At 70.2% G+C, this 26,957-nt stretch carries 21 protein-coding genes and 2 pseudogenes; 14 read left to right on the forward strand and 9 right to left on the reverse strand.

The annotated features are described in order from the left end of the window. Window position 1: 1 nt before the first annotated feature. The 4 genes from ACFWDI_RS03450 (at window position 2) to ACFWDI_RS03465 (ending at window position 3,551) form a co-directional block, all read left to right on the forward strand. Window positions 2–955 carry a Zn-ribbon domain-containing OB-fold protein gene (locus ACFWDI_RS03450; protein ID WP_385301052.1) on the forward strand — a complete coding sequence of 318 codons (954 nt, stop codon included), beginning with the start codon at window positions 2–4 and terminating at the stop codon, window positions 953–955. Continuing rightward, window positions 955–2,007 (forward strand): thiolase domain-containing protein, encoded by a 1,053-nt coding sequence (locus ACFWDI_RS03455; RefSeq protein WP_385301053.1) that lies wholly within the window; start codon window positions 955–957, stop codon window positions 2,005–2,007. Before ACFWDI_RS03450 ends, ACFWDI_RS03455 begins: the two co-directional genes overlap by 1 nt. Then, complete coding sequence (locus ACFWDI_RS03460) at window positions 2,004–3,185, forward strand: thiolase domain-containing protein (protein WP_385301054.1); 1,182 nt, start codon at window positions 2,004–2,006, stop codon at window positions 3,183–3,185. Before ACFWDI_RS03455 ends, ACFWDI_RS03460 begins: the two co-directional genes overlap by 4 nt. Window positions 3,186–3,320: 135 nt before the next feature. Next, window positions 3,321–3,551 (forward strand): DUF397 domain-containing protein, encoded by a 231-nt coding sequence (locus ACFWDI_RS03465; protein ID WP_385301230.1) that lies wholly within the window; start codon window positions 3,321–3,323, stop codon window positions 3,549–3,551. A gap of 3 nt (window positions 3,552–3,554) precedes the next feature. Here the strand turns inward: ACFWDI_RS03465 and ACFWDI_RS03470 are convergent, their stop codons facing one another. Beyond that, window positions 3,555–4,127: a hypothetical protein gene (locus ACFWDI_RS03470; protein WP_385301055.1), complete on the reverse strand. Its 573-nt coding sequence runs from the start codon at window positions 4,125–4,127 to the stop codon at window positions 3,555–3,557. Between the two features lie 276 nt (window positions 4,128–4,403). Here ACFWDI_RS03470 and ACFWDI_RS03475 point away from each other — a divergent pair, with 276 nt between their 5' ends. From ACFWDI_RS03475 to ACFWDI_RS03485, 3 genes are all read left to right on the forward strand, one after another. Next, complete coding sequence (locus ACFWDI_RS03475) at window positions 4,404–4,748, forward strand: hypothetical protein (protein WP_385301056.1); 345 nt, start codon at window positions 4,404–4,406, stop codon at window positions 4,746–4,748. Between the two features lie 146 nt (window positions 4,749–4,894). Further along, the gene (locus ACFWDI_RS03480; protein ID WP_385301057.1) at window positions 4,895–7,810 is read left to right on the forward strand and encodes an ATP-binding protein; all 2,916 of its coding nucleotides are present in this window, start codon (window positions 4,895–4,897) and stop codon (window positions 7,808–7,810) included. A gap of 67 nt (window positions 7,811–7,877) precedes the next feature. Beyond that, window positions 7,878–8,378: a hypothetical protein gene (locus ACFWDI_RS03485; protein ID WP_327321566.1), complete on the forward strand. Its 501-nt coding sequence runs from the start codon at window positions 7,878–7,880 to the stop codon at window positions 8,376–8,378. Window positions 8,379–8,519: 141 nt separating this feature from the next. Here ACFWDI_RS03485 and ACFWDI_RS03490 read toward each other — a convergent pair whose 3' ends face one another. The 3 genes from ACFWDI_RS03490 to ACFWDI_RS03500 all read right to left on the reverse strand — a co-directional run bounded on the left by ACFWDI_RS03490 (window position 8,520) and on the right by ACFWDI_RS03500 (window position 14,372). Beyond that, complete coding sequence (locus tag ACFWDI_RS03490; RefSeq protein ID WP_385301058.1) at window positions 8,520–10,742, reverse strand: germacradienol/geosmin synthase; 2,223 nt, start codon at window positions 10,740–10,742, stop codon at window positions 8,520–8,522. 171 nt (window positions 10,743–10,913) lie between these two features. Next, a complete protein-coding gene (locus tag ACFWDI_RS03495) occupies window positions 10,914–12,839 on the reverse strand; it encodes an N-acetylmuramoyl-L-alanine amidase (RefSeq protein ID WP_385301060.1) in 1,926 nt (641 codons plus the stop codon). A 408-nt stretch (window positions 12,840–13,247) separates the two neighbouring features. Beyond that, window positions 13,248–14,372: an aminoglycoside phosphotransferase family protein gene (locus tag ACFWDI_RS03500; RefSeq protein WP_385301062.1), complete on the reverse strand. Its 1,125-nt coding sequence runs from the start codon at window positions 14,370–14,372 to the stop codon at window positions 13,248–13,250. 233 nt (window positions 14,373–14,605) lie between these two features. On the opposite strand from ACFWDI_RS03500, the gene ACFWDI_RS03505 reads away from it, so the two are divergent. Then, a complete protein-coding gene (locus ACFWDI_RS03505) occupies window positions 14,606–16,099 on the forward strand; it encodes a hypothetical protein (RefSeq protein WP_385301063.1) in 1,494 nt (497 codons plus the stop codon). Window positions 16,100–16,209: 110 nt separating this feature from the next. On the opposite strand, the gene ACFWDI_RS03510 is transcribed toward ACFWDI_RS03505, so the two are convergent. After that, on the reverse strand, window positions 16,210–17,646 hold the full coding sequence (locus tag ACFWDI_RS03510) for a PP2C family protein-serine/threonine phosphatase (protein ID WP_385301064.1): 1,437 nt from the start codon (window positions 17,644–17,646) through the stop codon (window positions 16,210–16,212). Between the two features lie 125 nt (window positions 17,647–17,771). Between ACFWDI_RS03510 and ACFWDI_RS03515 the strand changes: the two genes are divergently transcribed. Further along, window positions 17,772–17,867, forward strand: a complete 96-nt coding sequence (locus tag ACFWDI_RS03515) for a DUF5999 family protein (RefSeq protein ID WP_385301066.1) — start codon at window positions 17,772–17,774, stop codon at window positions 17,865–17,867. 235 nt (window positions 17,868–18,102) lie between these two features. On the opposite strand, the gene ACFWDI_RS03520 is transcribed toward ACFWDI_RS03515, so the two are convergent. Next, entirely contained in the window at window positions 18,103–18,627 is a 525-nt protein-coding gene (locus ACFWDI_RS03520; RefSeq protein WP_385301067.1) for a DM13 domain-containing protein, read from the reverse strand. Between the two features lie 201 nt (window positions 18,628–18,828). Between ACFWDI_RS03520 and ACFWDI_RS03525 the strand changes: the two genes are divergently transcribed. The 3 genes from ACFWDI_RS03525 (at window position 18,829) to ACFWDI_RS03535 (ending at window position 21,687) form a co-directional block, all read left to right on the forward strand. Beyond that, window positions 18,829–19,389, forward strand: coding sequence for a GNAT family N-acetyltransferase (locus tag ACFWDI_RS03525; protein WP_385301068.1), 561 nt, complete (start codon window positions 18,829–18,831; stop codon window positions 19,387–19,389). A 94-nt stretch (window positions 19,390–19,483) separates the two neighbouring features. Further along, a complete protein-coding gene (locus ACFWDI_RS03530) occupies window positions 19,484–20,134 on the forward strand; it encodes a TMEM175 family protein (protein WP_385301069.1) in 651 nt (216 codons plus the stop codon). A gap of 329 nt (window positions 20,135–20,463) precedes the next feature. Then, window positions 20,464–21,687 (forward strand): alpha/beta hydrolase family protein, encoded by a 1,224-nt coding sequence (locus ACFWDI_RS03535; RefSeq protein ID WP_385301070.1) that lies wholly within the window; start codon window positions 20,464–20,466, stop codon window positions 21,685–21,687. A gap of 25 nt (window positions 21,688–21,712) precedes the next feature. Here the strand turns inward: ACFWDI_RS03535 and ACFWDI_RS03540 are convergent, their stop codons facing one another. Then, complete coding sequence (locus tag ACFWDI_RS03540; protein ID WP_385301071.1) at window positions 21,713–22,708, reverse strand: NAD(P)-dependent alcohol dehydrogenase; 996 nt, start codon at window positions 22,706–22,708, stop codon at window positions 21,713–21,715. Window positions 22,709–22,953: 245 nt separating this feature from the next. Between ACFWDI_RS03540 and ligA the strand changes: the two genes are divergently transcribed. Then, on the forward strand, window positions 22,954–25,089 hold the full coding sequence (gene ligA, locus ACFWDI_RS03545) for an NAD-dependent DNA ligase LigA (RefSeq protein ID WP_385301073.1): 2,136 nt from the start codon (window positions 22,954–22,956) through the stop codon (window positions 25,087–25,089). A gap of 95 nt (window positions 25,090–25,184) precedes the next feature. Here ligA and ACFWDI_RS03550 read toward each other — a convergent pair. Beyond that, window positions 25,185–25,325: pseudogene (locus tag ACFWDI_RS03550) on the reverse strand (GNAT family N-acetyltransferase); the annotation flags it as partial. A 123-nt stretch (window positions 25,326–25,448) separates the two neighbouring features. Between ACFWDI_RS03550 and ACFWDI_RS03555 the strand changes: the two are divergent. After that, window positions 25,449–26,174: a siderophore-interacting protein gene (locus ACFWDI_RS03555; RefSeq protein WP_385301074.1), complete on the forward strand. Its 726-nt coding sequence runs from the start codon at window positions 25,449–25,451 to the stop codon at window positions 26,172–26,174. Between the two features lie 214 nt (window positions 26,175–26,388). Here ACFWDI_RS03555 and ACFWDI_RS03560 read toward each other — a convergent pair. After that, a pseudogene (locus ACFWDI_RS03560) lies at window positions 26,389–26,868 on the reverse strand (MerR family transcriptional regulator); the annotation flags it as partial. Between the last annotated feature and the right edge of the window lie 89 nt (window positions 26,869–26,957).

A 26,957-nucleotide genomic window follows, 5' to 3' on the forward strand; every position in this document is an offset into this window, starting at 1 on the left:
GATGCCCGAGCTCCTCAGTGCACCGCTGGTCGTCGAGTTCCCGTTCACCCGCTCCCTCGGCCCCGTACAGAGCGCCTTCCTCACCGGACTGCGCGAGCGCACCGTACTCGGCGTGCGGACAAGTGACGGCAAGGTCCTCGTACCACCCGTCGAGTACGACCCCGCCACCGCCGAGGAGATCCGCGATCTGGTCGAGGTCGGCGCCACCGGAACCATCACCACCTGGGCCTGGAACCCCAGCCCGCGCCGCGACCAACCGCTGACGACGCCCTTCGCCTGGGTGCTGGTGAAGCTCGACGGCGCCGACACCTCGCTCCTCCACGTCCTCGACGCGCCGGACCCCGACGACATACGCAGCGGAATGCGCGTCCGTATCCGCTGGGCCGAGGAGCGCACAGGAGCCATCACCGACATCGCCTGCTTCGAGCCGGCCGACAGCAAGCCGGCCACTCACGTCACCGGGCACAGCGGCGTGTTCGACGACGCGGTCACCGCCATCGTGACTCCCGCCCGGCTCGACTACACCTACTCGCCGGGCCGCGCCCAGTCCGGATACATCAACGCCCTCGCGGGACGCAGGACCGTCGGCGAGCGCTGCCCGTCCTGCCGGAAGGTGTACGTCCCGCCCCGTGGCGCCTGCCCCACCTGCGGCGTCGCCACCACCGAGCAGGTCGAGGTCGGGCCGCGCGGCACCGTCACCACCTACTGCATCGTCAACATCAAGGCTGCGCATACGGCCAATCTCGACATCGAAGTGCCGTACGTCTACGCGCACATCGCCCTCGACGGCGCCGACCTCGCCCTGCACGGACGCATCGGCGGCATCCCGTACGACCAGGTGCGCATGGGCCTGCGCGTCGAACCGGTGTGGACGTCAAGCAGCCGCCACCCCGACCACTACCGGCCCACCGGCGAGCCGGACGCCGACTACGACCAGTACAAGGAGCTGCTCTGATGCGATACGCCAGGGACGTGGCCATCGTCGCCTTCGCGCAGACGGACACGCTGCGGCGCACCGACGAGCTCTCCGAGGTCGAGATGGTGATGCCGGTGCTGCACGACGTGCTGCGGCAGACCGGACTGCAGACCAGCGACATCGGCTTCACCTGCTCCGGCTCCACCGACTATCTCGCCGGCCGGGCCTTCTCCTTCACCATGGCCCTCGACGGCGTCGGCGCCTGGCCGCCGATCCCGGAGTCCCATGTGGAGATGGACGGCGCCTGGGCGCTCTACGAGGCCTGGGTGAAGATCCTCACCGGCGAGGCGGACACTGCCCTCGTCTACGCCTACGGCAAGTCCTCGCCGGGCGAGGTGCGCGATGTACTGACCCGCCAGCTCGACCCGTACTACGTCGCGCCGCTCTGGCCCGACTCGATCGCGCTCGCCGCACTCCAGGCACAGGCGCTGATCGACGCCGGCGCGGCGGACGAGCCCGCGCTCGCCGCCGTCGCGGCCCGCAGCCGCACCGACGCCTCGGACAACCCGCACGCTCAACTGAAGGGTCCGGTTCCGTCGGGCGAGTACCTCGTCCGGCCGTTGCGGACCGGGGACTGCCCGCCCATCGGCGACGGCGCGGCCGCGGTGATCCTCGCGGCCGGGGACCGGGCCCGCGAGCTGTGCGAGCGCCCCGCCTGGATCCGCGGCATGGACCACCGCATCGAGCCGCACAGCCTCGGCGTACGCGACCTCACCGAATCGCCGTCCACCCGCATCGCCGCCGAACACGCCGGAGTCTTCGAACGGCCGGTGGACACCGCCGAGCTGCACGCCCCCTTCAGCTCCCAGGAAGTCGTCCTGCGCCGCACCCTCAAGCTCAACGACAGCGTGAGGGTCAACCCGTCCGGCGGAGCGCTCGCCGCCAACCCGGTCATGGCCGCGGGCCTCATCCGCCTCGGCGAGGCCGCCGCCCGTATTCACCGCGGCGAGTCCGACCGGGCGCTCGCCCACGCCACCTCCGGCCCCTGCCTCCAGCAGAACCTGGTCGCCGTACTCGAGGGAGAGTCATGAGCAAGGCTGCGACATCCAAAGAGTGCGTGGCCGTCGTCGGTATCGGTCAGACCAAGCACGTCGCCGCCCGCCGGGACGTCTCCATCGCCGGTCTCGTACGCGAAGCGGCCCGGCAGGCCCTGGATGACGCCGAGCTGACCTGGGCGGACATCGACGCCGTCGTCATCGGCAAGGCTCCCGACTTCTTCGAGGGCCTGATGATGCCGGAGCTCTATCTCGCCGATGCGCTCGGCGCGGTCGGCAAGCCCATGCTGCGCGTCCACACCGCGGGCTCGGTCGGCGGCTCCACCGCGCTCGTCGCCTCCAACCTGGTGGCCTCCCGCGTGCACAGCACCGTGCTCACCCTCGCCTTCGAGAAGCAGTCCGAGTCCAACGCGATGTGGGGCCTGTCCCTGCCGATCCCCTTCCAGCAGCCGTTGCTGGCGGGCGCGGGCGGCTTCTTCGCCCCGCACGTACGGGCGTACATGCGCCGCACCGGTGCCCCCGACACGGTCGGCTCCCTCGTCGCGTACAAGGACCGCCGCAACGCCCTGAAGAATCCGTACGCCCATCTCCATGAGCACGACATCACGCTGGAGAAGGTCCAGGCGTCCCCGATGCTCTGGGACCCGATCCGCTACTCCGAGACCTGCCCGTCCTCCGACGGCGCGTGCGCGATGATCCTCACCGATCGCGCGGGCGCGGCCCGTTCACCGCGGCCGCCCGCGTGGATGCACGGCGGCGCGATGCGCAGCGAACCCACGATGTTCGCGGGCAAGGACTTCGTGTCGCCGCAGGCCGGCAAGGACTGCGCGGCCGATGTCTACCGGCAGGCAGGGATCGCCGACCCGCGCCGGGAGATCGACGCCGTCGAGATGTACGTCCCCTTCTCCTGGTACGAGCCGATGTGGCTGGAGAACCTGGGCTTCGCCGCTGAGGGCGAGGGCTGGAAACTCACCGAGTCCGGCGTCACCGAACTCGACGGCGATCTGCCCGTCAACCCGTCGGGCGGGGTGCTGTCCACCAACCCCATCGGTGCCTCCGGCATGATCCGTTTCGCCGAGGCAGCCCTCCAGGTGCGCGGCCGGGCCGGCGAGCACCAGGTCGAAGGAGCCCGTAAAGCACTGGGACACGCCTACGGCGGCGGAGCACAGTTCTTCTCCATGTGGCTGGTCGGCGCCGAACCGCCCACGACATGATCCGTCCCCCCCTGCGGCGGCGCGTCACGTCGGACAGGCCGCGGTCCTTCTTCCGTGGCCTGTCCGTGACCGGAGACGGTCGCTAGTCTGAGGCCCGGACGACGAACCGGGAGGAGCACGGACGTGGCCGAGAGCATGACCACCACGCAGATGTTTTCGGGCTGGAACAAGCCCGAACTCGACCTCAGCAATGCCGACTGGCAGTCGAGCAGCCAGGGAACGGGGGACGTCCAGATCGCCTTCGTCGAGGGATTCATCGCCATGCGCAACGGTGGCCGGCCGGAGAGCCCGTCGCTGATCTTCAGCCCGGCCGAGTGGCGCGCCTTCGTCATCAACGCCCGCGAGGGGGAGTTCGACCTCACGTGACGGTCATGTGACCGTCTGAGCCGCCTTCTCCGTCCTCTTTGCGCGGGCATCGACGACGGCGTACGGCAGACCGGGCAGCAACAGCACAAGCGTGCCCCACAGAGGCAGGTCGAACAGCGGCTCGTCGCCGGCCAGCCGGTCGGTGATCACCATGACCGGCAGGCCGACCACGAAGGCGAGCAGCCAGCCCTTGCGTATGCCGAGGGTGCCGCGGCGCAGCTCCCAGGCGACGGTGACCGCCGCGACGGCGGCGTAGAAGGCGATACGGCTCGGGAGCACGGGCAGCACCGTGCTCCACCGGAGCAGGTGCCCGAGCAGCAGCACCACGCCGAGAACGAAGGAAACCGTCGCGGCCATCCGCAGCAGCCGGTACGGCAGCGGGCGGTGGGCCCGGGCCCGGGACGCGGCGAACGCCGTGATGTCCTGGCCGACGACGTCCTTCGGGGTGCGCCCGGCCGCCTCGGCGTCCGCGAGTTCCTTGGAGAGATTTTTGAGCAACTCCCGTACGGAGGCCTCGTCGAGGCCCCGGTACTCCCAGTTGCTGCGGCACACCGCCAGCACATCGTCGTTCGTCATTCCGCGATTCCCCCCATGGTCCGGTGTCGAGCATCCCGACGATACTTGTGCGGTCCGTACTGCTTCAGTGCGGCGCTGCTGTTTCGCCATGACCGCGCGGGCCGTACGGCCAGTACTGCCCAGGCCCGCCGACGGGTTCGGCGCCGCAGCTCGCGACATGCGCACCGGGATTTGAACATGATGAGGGAGTTTCCCGTATCTCTCTGCGCGCACCGGAACCCGGGGTGCGCAGCTTTCCCACGAGGATTCCGTTCCGAGACTGTGAGGGATCAGCCCATGAATGAGCCCGTCAATCCTCCTCTCCAAGCTCTTCCGGACGGCGAGGCCGAACTCCGCCTGGTGGTCCGTCTGCAGTGGGAGGACGTTGCGGCGCTGGGGCAGGAGGCCGGCCGGCTGGCTGCTCAGATGCAGCGTCCGGTCGGTCTCGACGAGGCCGCCAGCCATCGGCTGCGTACGCGGTCGGCATCCCACGCACGCCCCGCACCGGAGCGGACTCAGCCCGGTGCACCCTCCACGGTGTCGTCCCTCACGGCTCGCACACCCGGTGAGCACGCCCGGCAGGCCATAGAGAAGATCAACGGATCCGTCGCCCCCGGGCTCGGCCCCACTCAGACGGCCTGACGAGCCTGCGGAGCACTCCGCACAACCGCGTTTCGCAAGGCCGGTCCGCGCACGGCCTCGCGGGCGTACTCTGAGGTGCCTCGAGGACGTACGTCCGGCAGCCCCCTTGCCGCGCCGGACGCACGCCCCGGCCGTGGGGGTGCACCATGACGCGACGCGCCGGCAGAAACAGGCGTCGGCTCTTCGAGCGCGAAGCCGAACTGGCCGCTGTTGACGAAGCATTGAGCGAGCTGGTCGGCCTCCATCCGGAGGACGCGGATCCTCCCGAGCGCCCGCGCGGCGCACTGCTCGCCTTTGCGGGCCACGCGGGGCTCGGTAAGACGACCCTCCTGACCGAGGTCCGCCGCCGCGCTGCCGCAAAGGGCTGCACCGTGCTCTCCGCGCGCGGCGGCGACCAGGAACAGCGCGTCGCCTTCCATGTCGCCCGCCAGCTCATCCAGCCGCAGCTCGCCGGCTCCTCCGACACCGCACTCCGTCTGCGGCTGGGGAGTTGGTACGCCATCGTCGGCCCCGCACTCGGCCTGTGCACCGCGGAGGCGGGCGCCCCGCCCGACCCGCAGGGTCTGCGCGACGGCCTCGACTGGGTCCTCACCCATCTCGCCGTCCAGCGCGCCCCGCTCGTCCTCGTCCTCGACGACGCACACTGGGCCGACCCGGAGTCGCTGAGCTGGCTCGCCGCCTTCGCGCCGCGCGCCGAAGAACTGCCGATGCTTCTCGTCGTCGCCTACCGACCCGAGGAACTCCCCGACCACGCCCAGCAGTTCCGCGGACTCCCCGGCCGGGCCGGACACCGTCCCATCGACCTCGAACCCCTCACGGCACCGGCCGTCGGCCGGCTCGTACGCGACCGGCTCGGCGCCCACGCCGACGACGCGTTCTGCCGTGAATGCTGGGCCGTGACCGCGGGCAACCCCTTCGAAGCGGTCGAACTCACGGCCAAAGTCCACGACCGGGGACTCGAACCCAACGAGGCCGGTGCCCACCTCCTGCGCGACCTCGCCGCCGCCGTCAAAGGCAGCGGACTCGTCACCCGCCTGGACCGCCTCGGCACCTCCACCGTGCGTCTCGCCTGGGCCGGCGCCGTACTCGGCACCGAAATCCCGCCCGCCCTCGCCGCCGCCGTCGCAGGCCTCGGCAGCGAAACGGCCGCCGACGCCGCCGACCGGCTGCGCGACGCCCGCATCCTCACCGGCTCCGACACCCTCGAATTCGTCCACCCTCTGATCGCCACCGCCGTCTACCGCGCCATCCCCGATGCCGTGCGAGTCGCCCTGCACGGCCAGGCCGCCTGGTCCGTCGTCGACGCCGGACTCGGCTCCACCGCAGCAGCCCGGCACCTCATGGAGACCCACCCCGAAGGCGACCCCTGGGTCGTCCACCAACTGCGCCAGGCCGCCCGCGAGACCCTGCGCGCCGGAGCTCCCGACGCCGCCCGCCGCCATCTCGCGCGCGCCCTGCGCGAACCCCCGCCCTTCGAGGACCGAGCCGCCGTCCTGTACGAACTCGGCTGCGCCTCCCTGCTCACCGAACCCGCCACCACCGTCAACCATCTGCGCGCGGCCCTCGAAGAGCCCATCGCCGACCCCGACCTGCGCCAGGGCATCGTCTACCGCCTCTCCCAGGTCCTCGCCCACAGCGACCGCCTCGGTGAGGCCTCCGACACGCTGGCCCGCGAAGCCCGCCTCACCACCGACCCGCGCGCCCGGCTGCGTATGCAGGCGGAGAAGTTCATGTGGGACGCCTTCCGCGCCGACGAGCCCGACTCGCCCGCCCGCTCCAGGCGGCTGGCCCGCCTCGCCGACCGGCTCACCGGCCGAGACCTCACCGAGCGCTACATCATCGGCCTCCGCGGCTGGGACGCCATGCTGCGCGCCGAACCCGCCTCCGTCGCCCTCCGCCACGCCGAACGCGCCCTCGACGGCGGACTGGGCTGGGCCGCCGAGGACCGCGGCTTCGAAGTTCCCGTCCTGGTCGCCCTCACCTTTCTCTACGCCGACCGCCCGGGCCGTGCCGAGGAGTTGTTCGCGGTCGGCACCGCGGAGTTCGAACGCCAGGGCTGGCGCGGCGCGCACCTCTCGTTCGCATACACCCTCCTCGCCTACATCCGCTTCCGGCGCGGACGTCTGGCGGAGGCGGAGGACTTCGTACGGGCCGGGCTGCGGCTCGCCGAACGGGTTGGTCCCCGTACACCCGTCGAGTGGTACGCGCTCGGCACGCTCGTCGAGGTCCTGCTCGCCCGGGGACGTACCGACGAGGCCGTACGGGTCGCACAGGACCACGGCTTCGGCGAACCCTTCCCCGCGGCTGTGACCTTCCCCGACTCCCAGACCGTGTACGGCGAACTGCTGCTCGCCTGCGGCCGCCCGAAGGAGGCGGCCGTGGAACTCGCCGCGGCCGGCCGACGGCTCGACCCGCGTGGAATGCGCAACCCCGCCTGGTGCCCCTGGCAGCTCCACCTCGCCCTCGCGGAGGCGCACGACGCTCCGGAACGTGCCCGAGAGACCGCCCTCGAATCGGTGGACCGCGCCCGCAGGTTCGCCACGGCCTCGGCGATCGGCCAGGCGTTGCGCGTCGCCGCCGAAGTCTCCGGCGGCACCGAACGCACCGCCTTCCTCGAAGAGGCCGTGTTCCGGCTGGAGCGCTCACCCGCCGCGTACGAACTGGCCCGCGCCCTCGTCGACCTCGGTACGCACCTGCGCCGTACCGGTCGTCCGCAGGAAGCCGCCGAGCACCTCTACCGGGGTCTCGACGCGGCCGGGCAGTGCGGCGCGGACGGGCTCGCGGACACGGCCCGTGACGAACTCGCCGCCGCCGGGTTGCGGCCGCGGCAGCTGCGTGCCATCGAGACCGACGCCCTCACCGCCCGCGAACGGACCGCGGCCGTGCTGACGGTCAAGGGACGCGACACCGCCGCTGTGGCGGCCACCCTCCACGTCGACGAGCAGGCCGTGACCAGGTTGCTCTCCGCCGTCTACCGCAAGGTGGGCACCGATGCGGCGGGCCTGGCGGAGGCCCTCGGCGACGGTCTCGCCGACACCCTGGACGGCTCTCGTGCACGGTGACAGACGGCGTCCAAGAGGCACCGGGCCCCGGCTCGGCCGGGCCCGCCCGGACACGTACCATGGCGGTATGTCCTTCCTCCGCCGCCGCAGCGCCGCCACCCCCGCGGGCCCGGACTTCGATGTCCTGGCCATGGACCCGGGGGACTGGCCCGGCAATCTCGGCGCCGGGCTCCTTCCCGCTCCCGACGGCACCTGCCAGGGCGTCTTCCTGCGGTACGACCTGTTCGGCGGCCGCGGCCCCGCGATGATCATCGGCAATCTGCCGGAGGGCTCGCCGGCCCGCGACATCGAAGAGGGCGAGATCCCCTTCGAGGTGGCGCAGCTGCTGCTCGCGCTGGAGAACGACGAGCCCGTCGATGTGGTGGACGTCGAGGACATGCCGGTGATGCAGGGCGACAACCTGCTGATCGTGCGGCGCCTCAAGCTCTCCGAAAGCCGTATCTCCTGCGTCCAGTTCGACCGCAGCGACAATGTCCTGGTCACCATCGCCAGCTGGGACCGGCCGATCACGGACGATCTGTACGCACTGCTCAAGCCGCTGCCCGCGGAGCTGTTCCAGCAGGGCTGAGAACCCCAGGCAGCCGCCCCCGGTCCGGCGGCACGGCCCGCCGCGATCGTGCGCACGGTGGGCCGCAACGGCCGGTGCTGCGTTCTGACGGTGCCGTGTTCTGGCCATGCTGTGTTCCGACCGTGCTCTGTGCTGTACGCGCTACGTCCTGACGGCAGGCATCCGGGCGAACAGCGTCAGGGCACGGGCCGCCGAAGTGCCCAGTCCGGAGGGGCCGTTCAGTCGCCACGGAGCGGCATGTCCGGCCCGCAGATCCTCCTCGCGATAGCGCCTGCAGCCGCGGTGCCAGGTCAGGATCCCGGACATCCAGTTCTCCAGCTCGTGGACATAGCCGTCCAGGATCCCCCGGGTCTCGTCGTCCAGGCCGAGGTCGTCGTAGAGCTGCGGCAGCTCATGCGCGGCGACGTGCTGGAACTGCCGCATCCGCGAGTTCATCAGATCGCCGACGATCGACACTCCCGTCGGGTAGTCGACGCCGAAGAAGTTCTGCACGACCAGGACCGCGTTGTGCACCTCGCCCTCGTACTCGATCTCCTTCTGGTAAGAGAAGAGATCGTTGAGGAGCGTGGCCTGGTCCATGGCGGCGTTCTCCAGCGAGCGGACGGGACCGCTGAGATAGATCTCCTCGGGCACCCGTTCGCCGTGCCGGATCCGGCACAGCCTCGTCGTCATCTCGGCGCCGAAGGTGTGACGTCGCATCTCGATGTAGTCCACCGGATCAGGGATGCGGTGCTGTGCCTGATTGGCCAGCTCCCACAGCCAGGATGCCGTCATGATCTCCACAGACTCACGGAAGGTGCGGCGGTCCTTCGCGGACATCGGGCCCGCCGTGCGCTGCCACAGATCGTGAAGACCGCGTTCCATCGCGCTGGAGGGGGCCGGTGCCGGTGAGCCGTCCACCGGCATGAACAACGAGAGCCGCTCGTTGGCGGCCCGCGCCCCGGCCAGATCGCGGGAGCGTCCGTACGCCGCGGGGAAGAGATCGTCCCCGTACGTGCCCCAGGTCAGCCAGGCCGACGACAGATCGAGCTCTTCGGGCGTCGCTTCCGGGTGGAGCCCCGCCGCGCAGAGCGGGAAGTCGAAGCCCGCCGCCTTCCGCTCGTCCCAGACGTGCGAACCGGGCAGTCCCGGCTGAGCTTCCAGCATGCCCATCCGGCGGGCCCACTCGACCGTCCGGACCCGGGAGCCCTCCAGATGAGGACTGAGCGTCGTCTTGAACGGCATAAAGAATTCCGGCAGTTGGGACGGCCCCACCCGCTGGTGCGGCAGATGGGTGAGGCTGCGCCACCGGGCGGCCTCCGCGCGCGGAGTGAGCCGGATGGACGCCGCGGCCATCCCGGAGGCGCCCCCCGGGAGCCCTGGGCCGGTGTGTGCGTCCTCGTTCATATAGCGGCTGGAGCGCATGTGCCACTCATGGCCGCCGGACTGCCAGTCCTGCAGACCCTTCACATAGGCCAGCACAGCGGCGGTCCCCGCCGGATCGAGGCCCATCTCGGCGCAGAGCGGCCCCAGTTCGGTGAAGAAGGTGTTCTCGAACTGCAGCAGCCGTGAGGTCAGCAGATCATTGACCGCCTCGGCCGCCTCCTGGGTCGTACAGCCCAGAAAGGTCTCCAGTACCAGTACGCCATTGCTGTTCTCGCCCTCGGCCTCGACCTCGCGCTGGTACGAGAAGAGGTCGTTGCGCAGATGCACACCGTCCGAGAAGGCGTCCCGCAGGACCCGCAGCGGCCGGGAGTCCGCGACGGACTCCGGGACCTCGGCCCGCGCCACGCACTCCACAAGACATGCCGACCAGGGAGCGCCACCCACCTTGCGGCGCATCTCGATGTACTCGACGGGGTTGGCGATGCGCCCCTCGTTGATGTTGGACAGTTCCCAGAGGGACTCGTTCAGCAGATTCTCGGTGGCCTCGGCGAACCGGCCCCGCCAGCCGTCGGACATGCTGGGCACGGTCCGCGCCCACAGATCGGCGAGACCCGCCTCGACCGGGTTGGTGGGCTCGGGCGTACCCGCCGAAAGATCCATCGGCATGAAGGCCGGCAGCCGGTCCAGATATGCCTTCCCACCGTCGCGGTCCTGACTGCGCTTGAAGATCTCCAGGAAGTGGTCGTCGAAGAAGAAGACCCACACATACCAGTCGGTCACCAGGGAGAGCGCGTCGGCGTCGCAGTCGGGATGGGTGTACGAGCACAGCAGGGCGTAGTCGTGCGCGTCGAGGTCGCTCTCCTCCCAGATGCCGGAACCCTCCAGCATCTTCATCCGATGCGCCCACTCCTTGGTGTGCCGTCGTGCCGCCTCGAGATGCGGATTGAGCCGCGCCGGATACGGAACGTAGAAGTCCGGCAGTACGAAGGGCTGTGCCATGTGCGCCAGGGCCTTTCGGTGAGCATCCGCGTGCGAGAGCGCGGACCGGAGGTGGACGGCCCAGCCCTACCCGTCGCCCGTACGGCCCACGCTCCACGGCAATTAGTCACACAAGCCCGCAAAAGAGAGGACGGTGCGCCACCGGACCCCACGAACGGTGGCGCACCGCGGCTACTTCAGTACGCGCACGTCGGTCGCCTTCACAAAGGCGACCCGGTGCCCGAACTGGATCTCGTAGTACGCCTCCGTGCCGCGCACCACCCGGTGCCCGGCGGTGTCGAACGTCGTCGCGTACAGGTACTCGCCCAAAGTCCGGTCACCGACCACGTACCGCTGGCCGGCGAGAAGCTTGTACGGCAGTGGGGAGATCGGCTGCACCGGCACATCGGTGGGGTACGCCGCCGGCTCCGGATAGGCCCGCCCGTACACCGGAATCTCCGCCACGCCCTCCTTCGGCGTGAGCACCCGGCCCCGTGCGCCGACCGCCGTCGGCTGCTTGCGCGGGTTGTGGAACCAGGCCTGCTGGCCCAGGTACCAGATCGCCGTCCAGTCGCCCTGGCGCCCGGCGACCGCGTACTGCTGGCCGGTCGAGGCACGGGCGCCGGTGTCATTGACGTCGATCGTGGAGTCCTGTCCGCCCGGACGCAGACCGATGTCCTTGACGAGCGGGGCGTCCTCGGCGGGCGCGATGTGCAGCCGGACCGCGCCCGACCCATGCGGCACACACGCCTGTCCGGCAGTCGCGCAGCCCGTGTACACCGGCTGGTTGCTCAGGTAGTCGGGGCGGATGGTCACCACACCACTCGCCGGTCCGGCGGTCCGCCTGAGGGGGTTGCCGAGCAGCTGGAAGTAGTGGGACCAGTCCCAGTACGGGCCCGGGTCGGTGTGCATCCCGCGGATGGTCGCGGCGGTCGTGCCCGGCACATTGTCGTGACCGAGGATGTGCCGGCGGTCCAACGGGATGTCGTACCGCTTCGACAGATACTTCACCAGCCGGGCGGACGAGCGGTACATCGCCTCCGTGTACCAGGCGTCCGGCGAAACCAGGAAGCCCTCGTGCTCCAGGCCCACCGACTTGGCGTTCACATACCAGTTGCCGGCGTGCCAGGCCACGTCCTTGAGCGGCACGTGCTGGGCGACGTGCCCGTCCGAGGAGCGCAGGGTGTACTGCCAGGAGACATACGTCGGGTCCTGCACCAGCTTCAGAGTGGTGTCCCAGGAGCCCTCCGTGTCATGGATGACGATGTACTTCACCGACTGGGACGCGGGCCGGTCCGCCAGGTCGTGGTTGCCGTAGTCGCCGTCGCCGAACTCCTCGTACGGCGCGGGGATCCACTCGCAGGCCACCGTCCGAGGGCACTCGGTCTTCTTCGCGTCAGCCGTGCGCAGCCCGAGCCGTGCCGCCTGCGCAGGGTCGGGGGCCGCAGCCGGGTCGGCCGCGAGCGCGACCCGCTGCCCGCTGTCGGTGACGCGCGTCTGGCCCGTGCGGATCACGTCGAAGACATCGTTGGCGTACGTCCTGGCGGTCGCAGTGTCGTCGGCGCCGGAGAACCGCGCCACCGCGCCGAACCATTCGGCTGGGTTCTCGCTCAACGGCAGGCCCAGCTTCTTCTGCGCGTCGGCGAGCAGAGCCGCACCGCCGCGCACATTGGCGGACGGACTGTCGCGCAGCTGCTCGGCGGAGATCCCGGAGAGCTCGACCGCACGGTCCAAGGTCCTCAGCCGGGCCGGGAGTTCGGACGCCCTGGGCAGAGCGGCCTCGGTGACCGTACGGGCCGGACGCGCCTCGTCGCCGCGCGCGTCCTCGGTGCCGTCCGAATGGTGCGGCGCCTCGGCGAGCGCCGTCCTGGCATCGGTCAGATGCATCGGCCCGTAACCGCCGGTGACGCTCGCCGCACCGCCGTGCGTATCCCAGCGGGACTGCAGATAGGAAACGCCGAGCAGCACGCTCTGCGGCACACCGTACTGGGCGGCCGCCGCGGCGAAGTCGTGCTGCAGAGCGCCGGACGAGGGCCGCTCCGCCGTGGCGGACGGGCCGGCCGAGACCAGTGGCAGCAGCAGGGCGGCGGAGGCCACCGCGCCCCCTGCCCTCAGCATGCGGCGACGGGCGCCTCTCAGTCGTGCGGGGGCGGATCCTTGCAAGGCAGCCTCCAGGGACGAATGGTGCGCGACGGGGCCTGCGAGGTCGGACCCGACTACAGGGGTATCGGCTCCCGGACGATCCGTCAATCATGCTCAGCCGCAAGGATTTCGCACGTCAGCGCGGGTGCCGTGGAGTTTCGCGGTGAGGGGCCGCGGGCCTGCGGGGCGTCAGTGGCCTGGACCAATATCCGTATACGGAAGGAGAGTTCGACCATCCCGGCGTGGGGTCACGAAGTCGGGCAGGCACCTGACGATTGCCACACCCTCTGGCCACGTTCCTCAACCACCCGAGCACCACAGTGCGCTACGCGCCCAGTGTGTCGGCACTGGGCGCGTAGCGCACTTCCCCCTTGCGGTGGCCGGTCAGCGGGTGCCGACCGCAGCGCGCACAGCCCGCCGTGCCAGCGCGCAGTCGTCGTGCAGCCGCCGCAGCAGCAGCCGCTGTTCCTCACCGGCCGACAGTCCACCGGGCGGCACATGACCGGCACCCGCAGGTGCCGCCTCGCGCATCGTCCGCTGCACAGCCGTCTCGTAGGTGCGGATCTCCCGTGTCAGCACCAGCATCAGATTCACCAGGAACGCGTCCCGCGCAGCCGTTCCCGCCTGCTGCGCCAGCTGGCTGATCTGCCGACGCGCCACCGGTGCATCACCCAGCACCGACCACAGCGTCGCCAGGTCGTAGCCGGGCAGATACCAGCCGGCGTGCTCCCAGTCGACCAGCACGGGACCCGCAGGCGACAGCAGGATGTTGGAGAGCAGCGCATCGCCGTGACAGAACTGCCCCATCCCCTGCCGTCCGCCCGCGTGCGCGAGACCGTGCAGGAGTTTCTGCAGATCGCCGAGGTCACGGTCGGTGAACAGGCCCAGCTCGTGATAGCGCGAGATCCGGGGCGCGTAGTCGAGCGGGGCGTCGAACATCCCGGCCGGCGGCCGCCAGGCGTTGAGGCGCGCGATCGCGCCGAGGGCGGCCCGTACATCGGCACGGGGCGGAGCCTCGGCCGGGTGCCGTGCAAGGGCCGCCGCCCGGCCCGGCATCCGCTCGATCACCAGTGTGCAGTTGTCGGGATCCGCGGCGATCAGCCGCGGGGCCCGCACCGGTGGGCGGTGCCGGACGAAGGCGCGATAGGCAGCTATTTCGTAGCGGAACCGCTCGGCCCAGACGGGCGAGTGGTCCAGTAAGCATTTGGCAACGGCCGTGGTGCGTCCTGTGGTTCCGACGAGCAGTACGGAACGTCCGCTCCGGCGCAGCACCTGAACCGGATTGAACTCCGGGCAGATCCGGTGCACCGCCGCGATCGCCATCCGCAGCTGCGCGCCCTGAGGGCCGGACAAGTCGATTCTCCCGCTGAGGGGTTGGCCGACCATCCCCGCCGGCCGTTGAACCCGGCCGGCGTGGGTGGGGTCGAGATACGGTCCGGTGCCGGCCGGGACAGCGGAGGAGCGCTGCGGCCGGGGCGGAGCGGACACGGAGGACGATGCTGTGTACATGCGGGTTACAGATCCCTTCGCGTGCCGACAAGTTGCGTACGCGGCCCCGCCCCGGCAACCGATCGGCACCCTGGGGAATGCGTCCGGCTGCCGGGCCGAGGTGGCGCGTTCCTACGTGACACCCGGCCGCGGGTGGCACACCATCTGGCGCACCCTGGCGAACCCTGGCGAATAGTCGCCAGGCATCTGACAGGGGGTTACTGTCAACTCAGCCGAGAACCTGGGGGCTTGACGTGACCGGAGAACCCAACACCCGCCTCTACGACTTGTTCGGCCTGGCCGGCTGGTCGAAGGGGGAGCTCGCGAGACTCGTGAACCGGCAGGCGGCGGCCATGGGCCACCCTCAGCTGGCGACCGACACCTCGCGGGTGCGGCGTTGGATCGACATGGGGGAGTCCCCGCGCGATCCCGTGCCGCGAGTGCTGGCAGCTCTGTTCACCGAGCGACTCGGTCGTGTCGTGACCATCGAGGACCTCGGGTTCGTACGGATCGGGCGAGCGGGTAGACGGCGGGACGTCCAGGGAGCTGACAACCCTGACGGCCTTCCGTGGGCGCCGGAACGGACGGCGGCGGTCCTCACCGAATTCACGGGAATGGACCTCATGCTCAACCGACGCGGCCTGGTGGGCGCGGGCGCCGCGCTCGCCGCAGGCTCCGCACTCAGCAGCGCCATGCACGACTGGCTGCACACCGACCCCGCACTCGCTCAGGACGCACCCCGTATCGACAGTCCCCTGCACGCCGACCCCGCTGGGTACGACCGCTATGAGGCCGCCCCCATCGGGTCGCAGGAGATCGAGGCACTGGAGCGTTCCGTCGAAGTGTTCCGCGCCTGGGACGCCGCCCGTGGCGGCGGGCTCCAGCGCAAGGCCGTTGTGGGACAGCTCAACGAAGTGGGCGGCATGCTCGCCTACCGACACCCCGACCATCTCCAGCGGCGCCTGTGGGGCGTTGCCGCCAACCTTGCCGTACTCGCCGGCTGGATGTCCCACGACGTCGGCCTCGAACCCACCGCCCAGAAGTACTTCGTCATCGCCGCCCACGCGGCGCGCGAGGGCGGCGACCGCCCGCGCGCCGGCGAAGCGCTCTCCAGGGCCGCCCGCCAGATGGTCCACCTGGGCCGTCCTGACGACGCCCTGGACCTGATGAAGCTCGCCAAGTCCGGCTCCGGGGAACAGACCCTGCCGCGCACCCAGGCGATGCTGCACACCATCGAAGCCTGGGCACAGGCCTCCATGGGCCGCGGTCAGGCCATGCGCCGCACCCTCGGCGAGGCCGAGGACCTGTTCGTATCCGACAAGGGCGATGTACCGCCCCCCAGTTGGATGCAGATGTTCGACGAGGCGGATCTGCACGGCATGGAGGCACTGGCGTACCGCACCCTCGCCGAGCACGATCCGACTGCGGCCAACACCGCGCAGAACCACGCCAAACAGGCGCTGGAGCTGCGCGAGGGCGGCCGCCAGCGCTCAAAGATCTTCGACTACATCTCGTTGGCGTCGGCGTGCTTCATCGCCGACGACCCCGAACAGGCCGACCGTTACGCCAGGTTGGCGCTCGTCTCGATGGGGGAGACCTCCTCGCACCGGACGTGGGACAGGCTGCGGGAGATGTACCGGCTGACCGGGCACTACGCGGGCTACCCGAGGATCCAGGACCTGCGCGAGGAAATCCAGCTGGCCCTGCCCAACAGCCCCTCGAAGAGGTCGAGGAGCGTCGGGATCTAGAGAACTACTTCCAGCGGACCACCATAGATCCAGCAGCATGGGTCGGTTCAAGCGATCCAGGCGCGCCCAACCACCAGGAAGCAGTTCTGCCGAGAGCCGGTAGGCGCGTTCTACGCGCCGATCCTCGCGACCATCACACAGGCGTCGTGCTCGCGGTCGTTCTCACCGAACTCCTCGACGACCGTCCGTACGCACTCCTGTGCGTCACGGGCCTCGCTGAACCGCGGTGCCAGCGCGAGCAGCCGGTCCGTGTCACCTTCCTCGGCAGCGCTCGTGCGCGTCAGCCCGTCGGTGTGCAGGATCAGCAGATCGCCGGGGAGCAGCTGCACCTCGGCCTGCTCGTACGTGGCGGCGGACGTCGCTCCGAGCAGCACTCCGTCGGGCGGCGTCAGCGCACGCCCCGTCCCGTTGCGGAACAGCAGGGGGGCGGGGTGTCCTGCCTGCGCCCAGGTGAGGGTCCGTCCGGCCGGGTTGTAGCGGCAGCACACCGCACTGCCCAGGGCGGGCTGGACCGAGGTCTCCAGCAAGTGATTGAGATGCGCCATCAGCGGCCCGGGCCGGATCCCGGCCACGGCCATTCCGCGCAGGGCGCCGAGCAGCATCGCCGTCGTCGAGGTCGCGGTCACACCGTGCCCGGTGAGGTCGCCGACGCTCAACAGTGAATCGCCGCCCGGCAGTTGGATCGCGTCGTACCAGTCGCCGCCGATCAGCGCGCTGTTCGTGGACGGCAGACAGTGCGCGGAGACGTCCAATGCGGTGGGTCCGTCGAGCGGGAACTGCAGGGAACCGCGCCAGGGCGGAAGTACAGCTTCCTGCAGTTCGACCGCGAGCCGGCGCTCGGTCTGTACGAAGTGCTGCCGGCGCTGCAGCGAGTCACGGGTCTCACTCACCGCGCGCTGGCTGCGGCGCAGCTCGCTCACGTCCCGGAGCACGGCCCACATGGAGGCGGTGGAGCCGTCGGCGTCCAGTACGGGCTCGCCCATCATGTGCACCGTACGGACCCGCCCGTCGGCCCGGACCATGCGGAATTCGCCGTCGATGGGGCGGCCGTCGACGAGGCAGTCCGTCACCAGCGCGGTCAGCAGCGCCTGGTCCTCCGCGAACACGATGGCCGGCAGTTCGTCCAGGGACATGGGGCCGCTCTCCGGGGAGCGGCCGAGGATCTGGTACAGCTCGTCGGACCAGTTGACCTCGTCGGTCAGGAGATTCCACTCGGCGCTGCCGACGCGGCTGAGCAGCGAACCGGTGCGCTGGGCGTGGTCCGCCTCGAATTCGGCGAGCTCGTCCTCGAAGGCATCGACGGCTTCCTCCGGCAGCCCTTCCTTGAGCTGTCCCAGGTGGGTGCCGAGATCGTCGAGATGGTGCACCGCCAGGTCGCACAGGGCCCGCTGCCACCGCCCCTGCGGGTCGCCATCGTCCACCACGGCGTCCCGTCGCACGGCGTCCACGTCGCCACGCAGCCGGCGCGTCTGAGAGATCAGCGCGTCGACGGTGCCGCGCTCGGGCGGCTGCGGGGCGGGACGGTCCGCGAACACATGGGACGGCATGTCGTACTCCGATACAGGCGCGGCCACTGCCAGGTCCGAATCAGTGGACCTGTTACGACTGTTGCACAGGGAGCGAGGGCCCGTAAGGGATTTGGCAACACTCGATACGGTGGTGCCTCTGTCATATGTCACAGGCCGTCCGATTGCCCCGGGCCGCCGCGCACACCGTTGTATCCCGGCCCGAGCAAGGCTGGAGCCTGTTGTGCAACGCTGCGGCCTGAGAGGGTGAGTGCGATGGCCAAGGCTCCGCAGATCCAAATCCGCAAACAGGTGCGGGGCAAGCCCGCCCGCGATCTCGACCTGCGGACCCCGTCGGGGAGAGTGCTTCCGTTCTGAGGGGCGGCTGCCCGTACGTGGGTCGTACAGCAGCCCAGCAGCTCCGGTGGACAGCGGCCCTGAGCGGAATCAACTACAGGGCGGAATCCGGTACGGAGTGGGATCAGGTACGGAGCGGGATCAGGTACGTGCGAGCGCGGCCGCGCCGAAGGAGACGTCGAACCGGTCGCACCAGATGCTGACGCTGGTGTACTGCTTCAGATCCAGACCGGCGGGCAGGGCGTAGTTCTGGTCCCCCTTGTTTCCCTTGAGCTTGCCCAGGCTGACGTACTTCCCGTCGTCGAAGACGCGCCAGCCGGCGGTGCCGTCCTTCACCGCGGCATCGGTGATCCACACCCGCAGATCGGGGCCGTTGCTCGTATCGAGGTTCTCCAGCCTGAGCGTGCGCGTCCCATCGGCCAGCTGCAGTACCTTCACCGAGCCACGCGTACGGTGCTCATGGCTGATCAGCTCGCCGGAAGCCAGCGTCCGCGGCGTCGCAGGCGCCGGGGTGCCGGACGCCGTGGGGATCGCGTCCTTCACGGTCTCGTCCGCCCACAGTTTCCACGGCTGGAACCAGTACAGCCCCACACCGGCCACTGCCAGACCGACGACCAGCGCTGCCACACCCCACGGTCTGCCGAGCCACTTCCGTATGCGCCCCACTGTCGTCTCCTGTCATCGCTGGTCCCGACCGGGCCTGCCCCGGCCCCGCCTCAATTCAACGTCAGGACGAGCCGGCCGGAAGGGCTGAGCACGATGACGAAAGTCTTACGTCGTCCGGACCGGGCTTGGTGCGGCATCGCCCTGCGTGACCAGGAACGCTGAGGGATGATCAGGCGCAGATCGTACGAGGGGGAGACTTCGATGACCGTTGCCCTGCGCGTGCCCGCCACGTCGTCCGCACCCGCCATGCTCATGCGCCCATGGCATGAAGAGGACTTGGCGGCACTGCTCGAGGCGTACCGCGATCCCGCCCTGCGGAGGTTCACCAGTGTGCCGGTGGAGAGCCACGATGACGCCTTGCGGTGGCTGGACGTCCGACAGCGGGGCTGGGACGCGGGGGACTATCTCGGCTTCGCCGTGCTCGAGGAACGGGACGACGGCGACAGTGGCGAAGGCAGGCTCGTGGCCAATGTGGCGGTCAAACGAGCCGATCGCGCCGAGTCGTCCGGTGAAGTCGGCTACTGGACCGTGGCCGAAGCCCGGGGCCGCGGTGTGGCCCCGCGCGCCCTCGAGGCGGTCACGGTCTGGGCCTTCGACACCTTCGCCGACGACGGGCTTCAGTGCCTGGAACTGCTCCATCAGGTGGACAACGCCGCCTCCTGCCGCGTCGCCGAGAAATGTGGATACGTCTACGAGTCGACGCTGCCGCCACACCCCCCGTTCCCCCTCGACGGCCATCTGCACATCCGGAAGGCGCGGTAATCCGCTTCAACGGGCGCGAAAGCGGAGGGCGGCTCAGCACGTTCGAGGGATAAATTGGAGCATTCCGGAACATTCGACCCTAGGGTGGGCGGTTGTGAACGGCCACCAGCGAGTGCGGGACGACGAGGGGAGCGCGGCCCGACTCCTCGCGCTGTCGGACGGCGTGTTCGCCATCGCGATGACGCTGCTGGCGCTGGACATCACGCTGCCCACCGGGCTGGACCCCGCCGGTTTCGAGCACGCGCTGGGGGATGTGGTGCCCAACGTGTGGGCGTACGCCCTCAGCTTTCTGGTCATCGCGGCGTTCTGGCGGGGCCACCACCAGATCTTCCGGTACACGCGGGAGGTGGATGGGACAGTCATCAGGCTCGGGCTGCTGAGCCTGGGGCTGGTCGCTCTGATGCCCTTCCCTACCACCCTGCTTGCCGAGTACGGGGACCTGTCGCAGGCGGTGGCCGTCTACTCCGGCGCTGTCGCGGCCATGGGGGCCACACAGCTCGCGCTGACCATCGCAGTGTGGAAGCGCCCGTGGCTGGGCAGCGCGGCGCTGCCCGATCCCGTCGCGCGCAACGATGTGGCCGATCTGGCGTCGACGGTGCTGGTCTTCGCCGCCGCCGTGCCGCTCGCCTTCGTCTCCCCGGCGGGCGCGAAGTTCTGGTGGCTGGTGCTGATCCCGGTCAAGTCGGTGACGGGCAGGCGGGGCAAGCGCCTGCGCGCGGCCGCCCAGCAGTTCGGCGCCCGGTAGGACTCCGTCAGGTCGGCGTGGGGCCGGGGCACCTGCCTCCGCGCCGTTGAGGCACCCAGGGACTGTGTGAAGCGCCGTTCGGGGGAACGGCGGGTGTCGCGGAGAGTGGCCGGGAGGCGCGAGTCGTACGTTCGGCCGGCATGACGAACGTATCGAGTGATCGCGCATCCGGCCCCACCCGCCGCACCGCTCTTGCAGGGCTCGCCGGTGGGGTCGGGACCGTGCTTGCCGCTGGGTGCACCCCGTCGGGCGCGTCGCCCGCGAATGCGGGCACTCCAAGTCGCCCGGCGTCGGCCTCCGCCCCGGCGGGCGGTCCCACGCCCGGGGTGATGACGCTCTTCAAGGACCCGGCCCTCAACTTCAACGGGCTCCTCGCGCTCGGCTCGTCCGGTTACGGCGCCGGTGAGGTGGGCGAGGTGCTCACCGCCGTGAACGCGATCAACAAGGCCGGCCTCTCCGCGCAGACGTACACCGAGACCTTCAAGAAACTCGGCGATCAGCTGATGGCGGCGCCCCAGGGCAGCAAGCCCGGGACGGAGACCACACGCTTCCGCGCGCTGCGGGCCGCGCAGTACTACGGCCAGGCACTGTTCTTCGTCCTCGGCTCCGACGACCCCGGCAGCGAGGAGCAGCTGTACAAAGCCGGGCGCGGCGCCTGGGACAAGTTCTGCGAGCTGTGCGACCCGGCACCAGTGACGGCGAACGTCCCGTACGGGAAGACCCCGCTGCCTGTGTGGCTCTTCCGGCCGGACGACTCCGGCGGGCGGCGCCCCACCGTGATCGTCACGAACGGCAGCGACGGACAGAACGTCGACATGTGGACCTACGGCGTCGCGGCCGCTCTGGAGCGCGGCTGGAACGCGCTCGTGTACGACGGGCCCGGCCAGGGGCAGTTGCTCTTCGTGGACCAGGTGATCTTCACGCCGCGCTGGGAGACCGTGGTCACGCCGCTCGTCGACTGGCTGGCCGCCCGCTCGGACGTGGACACGGGCAGGATCGCCCTGACCGGGCTGAGCATGGCCGGGGATCTGGCCCCCCGGGCCGCGGCCTTCGAGAACAGGATCGCCGCTCTGGTGGCGATGCCCGGCGTGCTGGCGCCCTGGCTGGGCTTTCCTCCGGAGCTCCGCAAGATCCTCACCCCGGACAAGGAGGAGACCAACAACATCTGGAACAAGGAGGTCGTCCCCGAGCTGCCTCCGTCCGCGGCCGCGACGATGAAGAAGCGCATCGAGCCCTTCTCCGTGCCGGCGATGCTCGACGCCCGCAAGGGCAAGATGTTCACCGACTTCTACACCCCCGCCAAACTCATCGAGTCGCTGGACATCACGAACGTCGTGGCCCGCATCAAGATGCCCACGCTTGTCCTCGACTACGACTACGAGCAGTTCTATCCCGGCCAGCCGCGCCAGATGTTCGACAAGCTGACGGCACCCAAGGACTACGTGAAGCTCACCACGGCCACCGGCGCGCAGTTGCACTGTTCCCCGATGGCCCCGCAGCAGCACTGCGAGGTCGTCTTCGACTGGCTGCAGGAGAAGCTGTCAGGCAGCTGACTACTGCGGCATGACATCCATCGCCTCACACGGTGATGACGACCTTTGCGCGCGCGTGCTCCACTTCGAGGTACCGGATGGCCTCGGGTACCTGGCTCAACGGGTATGTCCGGTCGATGACCGGGGTGACCTTTCCCGATTCGGCGAGCTCCCTCAGCGCCGCCAGGTTCTCCCTGCCCGGCGACTCCGTGAGTGCGAGCAGCCGATGGCGGACGAAGGGTGACAGCGCCTGCCCCCTGATGAGGAGACCCATCGGCCCGACAGGACTGCCGCCGCCGGACACGCCTCCGCCGGACATGACGAGCGTCCCCGCGGGTGTCAGCGCGCGTCGGCATTCGGCCAGTGAACGGTTCCCCACCAGGTCGAACACGACGTCGTACCGCCGTCCGTTCCGGGCGAAATCCTCCTGTGTGTAGTCGATGACGTGGTCCGCGCCGAGCGACCGGACCAGGTCCACGTTTCTGGTGCTGCACACGCCGGTAACTTCCGTGCCGAACGACTTGGCGATCTGTACGGCGAACGTTCCCACGCCTCCTGACGCGCCGTTGACCAGGACGTGCTGTCCCGGTTGTACTTGCCCGACGTCGCGCAGGCCCATGAGGGCGGTGTTGCCCGCCAGCGGCACCGCAGCCGCCTGCTCGAAGGTCAGGTTGGCCGGTTTCGGCTCCACCATCTCGTCCGGGGCGCACACGTACTCGGCAAATGATCCGTCGGCGTTGCCGAGGTCGCCGTACACCTCATCACCAGGACGGAACCGTGTCACGTCTGCGCCGACCGCTTCCACCCGGCCCGCGAAGTCCCTGCCTCGTATCCGTCTCTTGGGCCCGCCGAGCCCGAACACGGAGGGGAGCATCAGGCGCGCGATGTACGGGTCGCCGCGCATGACGTGCCAGTCGCGCGCGTTGACCGCCGCCGCGTGGACGCGTACGAGAACCTCTCTGGCGGCGGGCACCGGCTTGTCGAGCTCCCTGAGTTCCAAGACGTCTGGTGAGCCGTACCGGTCCTGGACGATTGCCTTCATCGGGTTCTCCGTAACGAACGAGTTCGGTGCGGAAGGGCCGGCCGGCCGAAAAGCTCCGCACTCTCGCGACCGTAGACGAACGCCCTCGGCGCGGGCATCGGGGACCATCCCTAGGTGACGCACGGATCTCTCGAGGCGGCCGACAGCCGCGGAACCGCCTCAGGGCAATCGAGGCGAAGCCGCCCGGGCGCCGCCGAACGCGCGGGCCGGGGGCATTGTCAGTGGTGGGCGGCACTATGAGAGCCATGACGACTTCACCTGCCGTTCAGGCCGCTGCCGCCACTCTCGCCGACGCCGCCGCGTACACAGAGGCGGTCGGGACCGCCACCGAGGCCGCTGCCGCCTACTACGCGACAGGCGAGAGCACCCTGGACGACGACGCGTACGACCGTCTGGTGCGCGGCATCGCCGCCTACGAAGAGACTCATCCCGACGAGATGTCGGCGGCCTCGCCGACCGGGAAGGTCGCCGGCGGAGCGGCGGTCGGGGATGTGCCGCACACGGTGCCGATGCTGTCGCTGGACAACGTCTTCTCCGCCGAACAGCTGCTGTCCTGGACCGCCTCGGTGGAGCGCCGGATCGGCCGGCCGGTCGAGCAGTGGAGTGTCGAGGCCAAGCTGGACGGCCTCGCGATAGCCGCCCGCTATGAGAACGGCCGACTCGCCCGGCTGATCACACGCGGCGACGGGAGCGCGGGAGAGGACGTCTCGCACGCGGTCGGCACCATCATCGGCCTGCCCGACCGGCTCGCCGAGCCGGTCACGCTCGAGGTGCGCGGCGAAGTCCTCATGACCACCGAGCAGTTCGAGCACGCCAATACGGTACGCACGGAGCACGGCGGAGCCCCGTTCGCCAATCCGCGCAACGGCGCGGCCGGCACACTGCGCGCCAAGGACCGCCAATACACAGTGGAGATGACCTTCTTCGGCTACGGCGTGCTGCCCCTGCCGGCCTCCGACGCGGACCTCGCCGAGCGGATGGGGGAGTGGCCGCACAGCGAGCTCATGACCTACGTCGCGGGACTCGGCGTGCACACCGCCGGGACCACCGCCGTCGCGCCCCGCACACTGAAGACGGTCGACGAGGTCCAGGCGCGCATCGACGAGATCGCCGCACTCCGCCCGGAGCTGCCGTTCGGTATCGATGGCATCGTCATCAAGGCGGATCGCGCCGCCGACCAGGCCGCGGCAGGCTCCGGCTCCCGGGCGCCGCGGTGGGCCATCGCGTACAAGCTGCCGGCGGTGGAGAAGGTCACCACCCTGCTCGGCGTCGAGTGGAATGTGGGGCGCACCGGGGTCATCGCGCCACGCGCCGTACTGCGGCCGGTGGAGATCGACGGATCGACCGTCAGCTACGCCACCCTTCACAACCCCGCCGACATCACCCGCCGCGGCCTGCGCATCGGCGACCAGGTGATGGTCTACAAGGCGGGCGACATCATCCCCCGCATCGAGGCGCCCGTCGCCCATCTGCGCACGGGTGACGAGCAGCCGATCGTCTTCCCCGAGGTGTGCCCGCAGTGCGGCTCCGACATTGACACCTCCGGGCAGCGCTGGCGGTGTGTGCGGGGCCGCAACTGCCGCCTGGTGGCCTCCGTCTCGTACGCCGCAGGACGCGACCAGCTCGATATCGAGGGCCTCGGCGTCACCCGCGTCGTCCAGCTCGTCGAGGCGGGTCTCGTCGCCGACTTCGCCGATCTGTTCACGCTGACCCGCGGTCAGCTGCTGGACCTGGACCGGATGGGGGAGACCAGCACCGACAATCTCCTGGCGGCCATCGACGGAGCGAGGACGCGACCGCTGTCACGGGTGTTCTGCGCGCTCGGCGTACGCGGCACGGGCCGCTCCATGTCCCGCCGTATCTCCCGCCACTTCGCGACCATGGAACACATACGGGCCGCCGACGCGGAAGCCCTGCAGCAGGTCGAGGGCATCGGCGTGGAGAAGGCCAAGGTGGTCGTCGCCGAGCTTGCCGAACTGGCTCCGCTCATCGACCGCCTCACTGCCGCGGGCGTCAATATGACCGAACCCGGCGCGACTCCGCCTGCCGATGCCGATGCCGACGCCGCCGACGCCGAAGGCGGGGAAGCCGACGGGCAGATCGAGCCGGCCGCGGACTCGGGCCCGCTGGACGGTCTGACCGTCGTGGTCACCGGCGCCATGACCGGAGCCCTGGAGAAGCTCTCCCGCAACCAGATGAACGAACTCATCGAGCGGGCCGGCGGCAAGTCCTCCTCCAGCGTCTCCCAGCGCACCTCACTCCTCGTGGCCGGTGAGAACGCCGGATCCAAGCGGGAGAAGGCCGTGCAGCTGGGCACCCGGATCGTGGCTCCGGACGAATTCGCCGACCTGGTGGCCGACTTCCTCGACGAGACCGGCTGACCGGCGGGCTGTGTGGAGGACTCAGCCGCGGCGCCCGACCGCGTCGCGGCTGAGAAGGCCGGCCGCGCCCGCTTCTCCGGCTTGTCGATCTCGGGCCCGAGGACAAAACCTGCCCGGACCATCCGCTCGATGGCCTTCTCGTTGCGGGCGTCCGGCTCGACGACAATCCGCCGGTGCTCGGGTCGGCCGGCGCGAAGGCCAGTTCGGCCGCGTTCTCCGCCCCGCAGACGCGGGATCCCCCAGGGGCCCGGTAGATCTTTGCGCTCACTCTGCTCCTCGACCCCATTAGGTTAGGCTGCCCTAATCTAATGGGGCGGATGTTCGGGAGGCGATCCCGGGCCTGTGGGGAGGAGTGCGTGGTGGGTCATGGCTGGGAGGGCGTCGTCCTCAAGTTGATGCGCGGCAAGGACTTCGAGTTCACCGTGACCGGGGCAGAGGAGATCACTGAGCATTTCCGACGGGTGCACTTCAGCGACGGCGGAATGCTCGCACTGACCGGCGTGCACCCCACCATGTGGGTGCGCGTCTGGTTCGACAACGGCGGCAAGCCGCATCAGCGCGCGTACACCCTGGTGGATCCCGACCCCGCCGCCGGGACCTTCAGCCTGGAGTTCGCCCTGCACGACGGTTGCGCGAGCGACTGGGCGCGCAAGGCCCAGCCGGGCAACACGATCGAAGCGACACTCCAGGGCACAGGCTTCGCCACGCCCGACCCACAGCCGGCGCGTCTCCTCGTCGTCGGCGACCCGGCGTCGCTCCCCGCGATCAACTCCCTGCTCGACGCGCTTCCGCAGGTGCCCGCGACCATCTGGTTCGAGACGACGCATGAATCGGACCGCAACCTGCCGCTACGGCTGAACCCCGCCCACCACGAACTGCTCAGGATCCCCCGCCGCGACGTCGGCGCCCACCTGGTCGAGGAGGTGAAGACCGCTCTGCCGGGCCTGCTCCATGACACGGCCGGCGCTTACGTCTGGATCGCCTGCGACACAACGACAACCCGGGCCCTCACCACGTATGTACGCAAGGACCTGGGCCTGCCGAAGGACCGTGTCAATGCCCTCGGATACTGGCGCACCGCCTGAGTGCCGGCTCAGCAGCGACTGCTGGGAGCCGTCAACTTCCCCCGGTGCCGGAGGCCTTCGTCGACTGACGCGCGCCGGCGGCGGGGAGGCGCAGGTCACAACTGACCCGGTGGCCTGCGGCCCCTGCGTGATCCGGCTGCGGTCGATGAGGAGTAGGGCTCAGCCGAGACGGAACCGTTGGTGACCTGGTTCTCTTCGGCCGGCGGCCGAAGCCTCATCCGCGTTCGCGGAAGTACGCCTCCAGCTCGGCGGCCCCGGTCAGCATCGCGCGCCCGCGGGCGGACAGCCGGCCGCGCCAGTCGCACAGTGCGGCCTCCAGCGGTTCCAGCCCGCCGGCCGCCCGCACCTGGGCGATCAGCGGGGCGATCTGCTCCAGCAAGTAGCCGCCCCGCCTGAGCTGGTGGGCCAGCCGGGCGTCCCGTACGTCGGCCTCGTCGTAGACGCGGTACCCGGTCAGCGGGTCGCGGCGCGGGCGCACCAGCCCGGCGCGCTCCCATTTGCGCAGCGTCGCGGGACGGATTCCGAGCTCACCTGCCAGCGGCCCGATGAACGTGCCGCCGGGCCCGGACACCGCCGCGTCGGGTTCGGACGCCGTGGTGGGCGCCAGGTCGCGGAGGGCGTTCTCCACGGCCTGGAGTGTCCGCCGGTCGTCGAGTAGCTGGGCGTGGCTGTCGTCGATGAGGCGGAACGCCTCCACGCCCCCCCCCCGGGTGAAGGCCCCCCCGATTCGCGTCACCCGCGGGTGGGGGGGGGCGGGGCCCCCCGCGGGCAACACCCCCCCCG

Source organism: Streptomyces sp. NPDC060064 (genome assembly GCF_042736455.1).
In the GTDB taxonomy this organism is placed as follows: domain Bacteria; phylum Actinomycetota; class Actinomycetes; order Streptomycetales; family Streptomycetaceae; genus Streptomyces.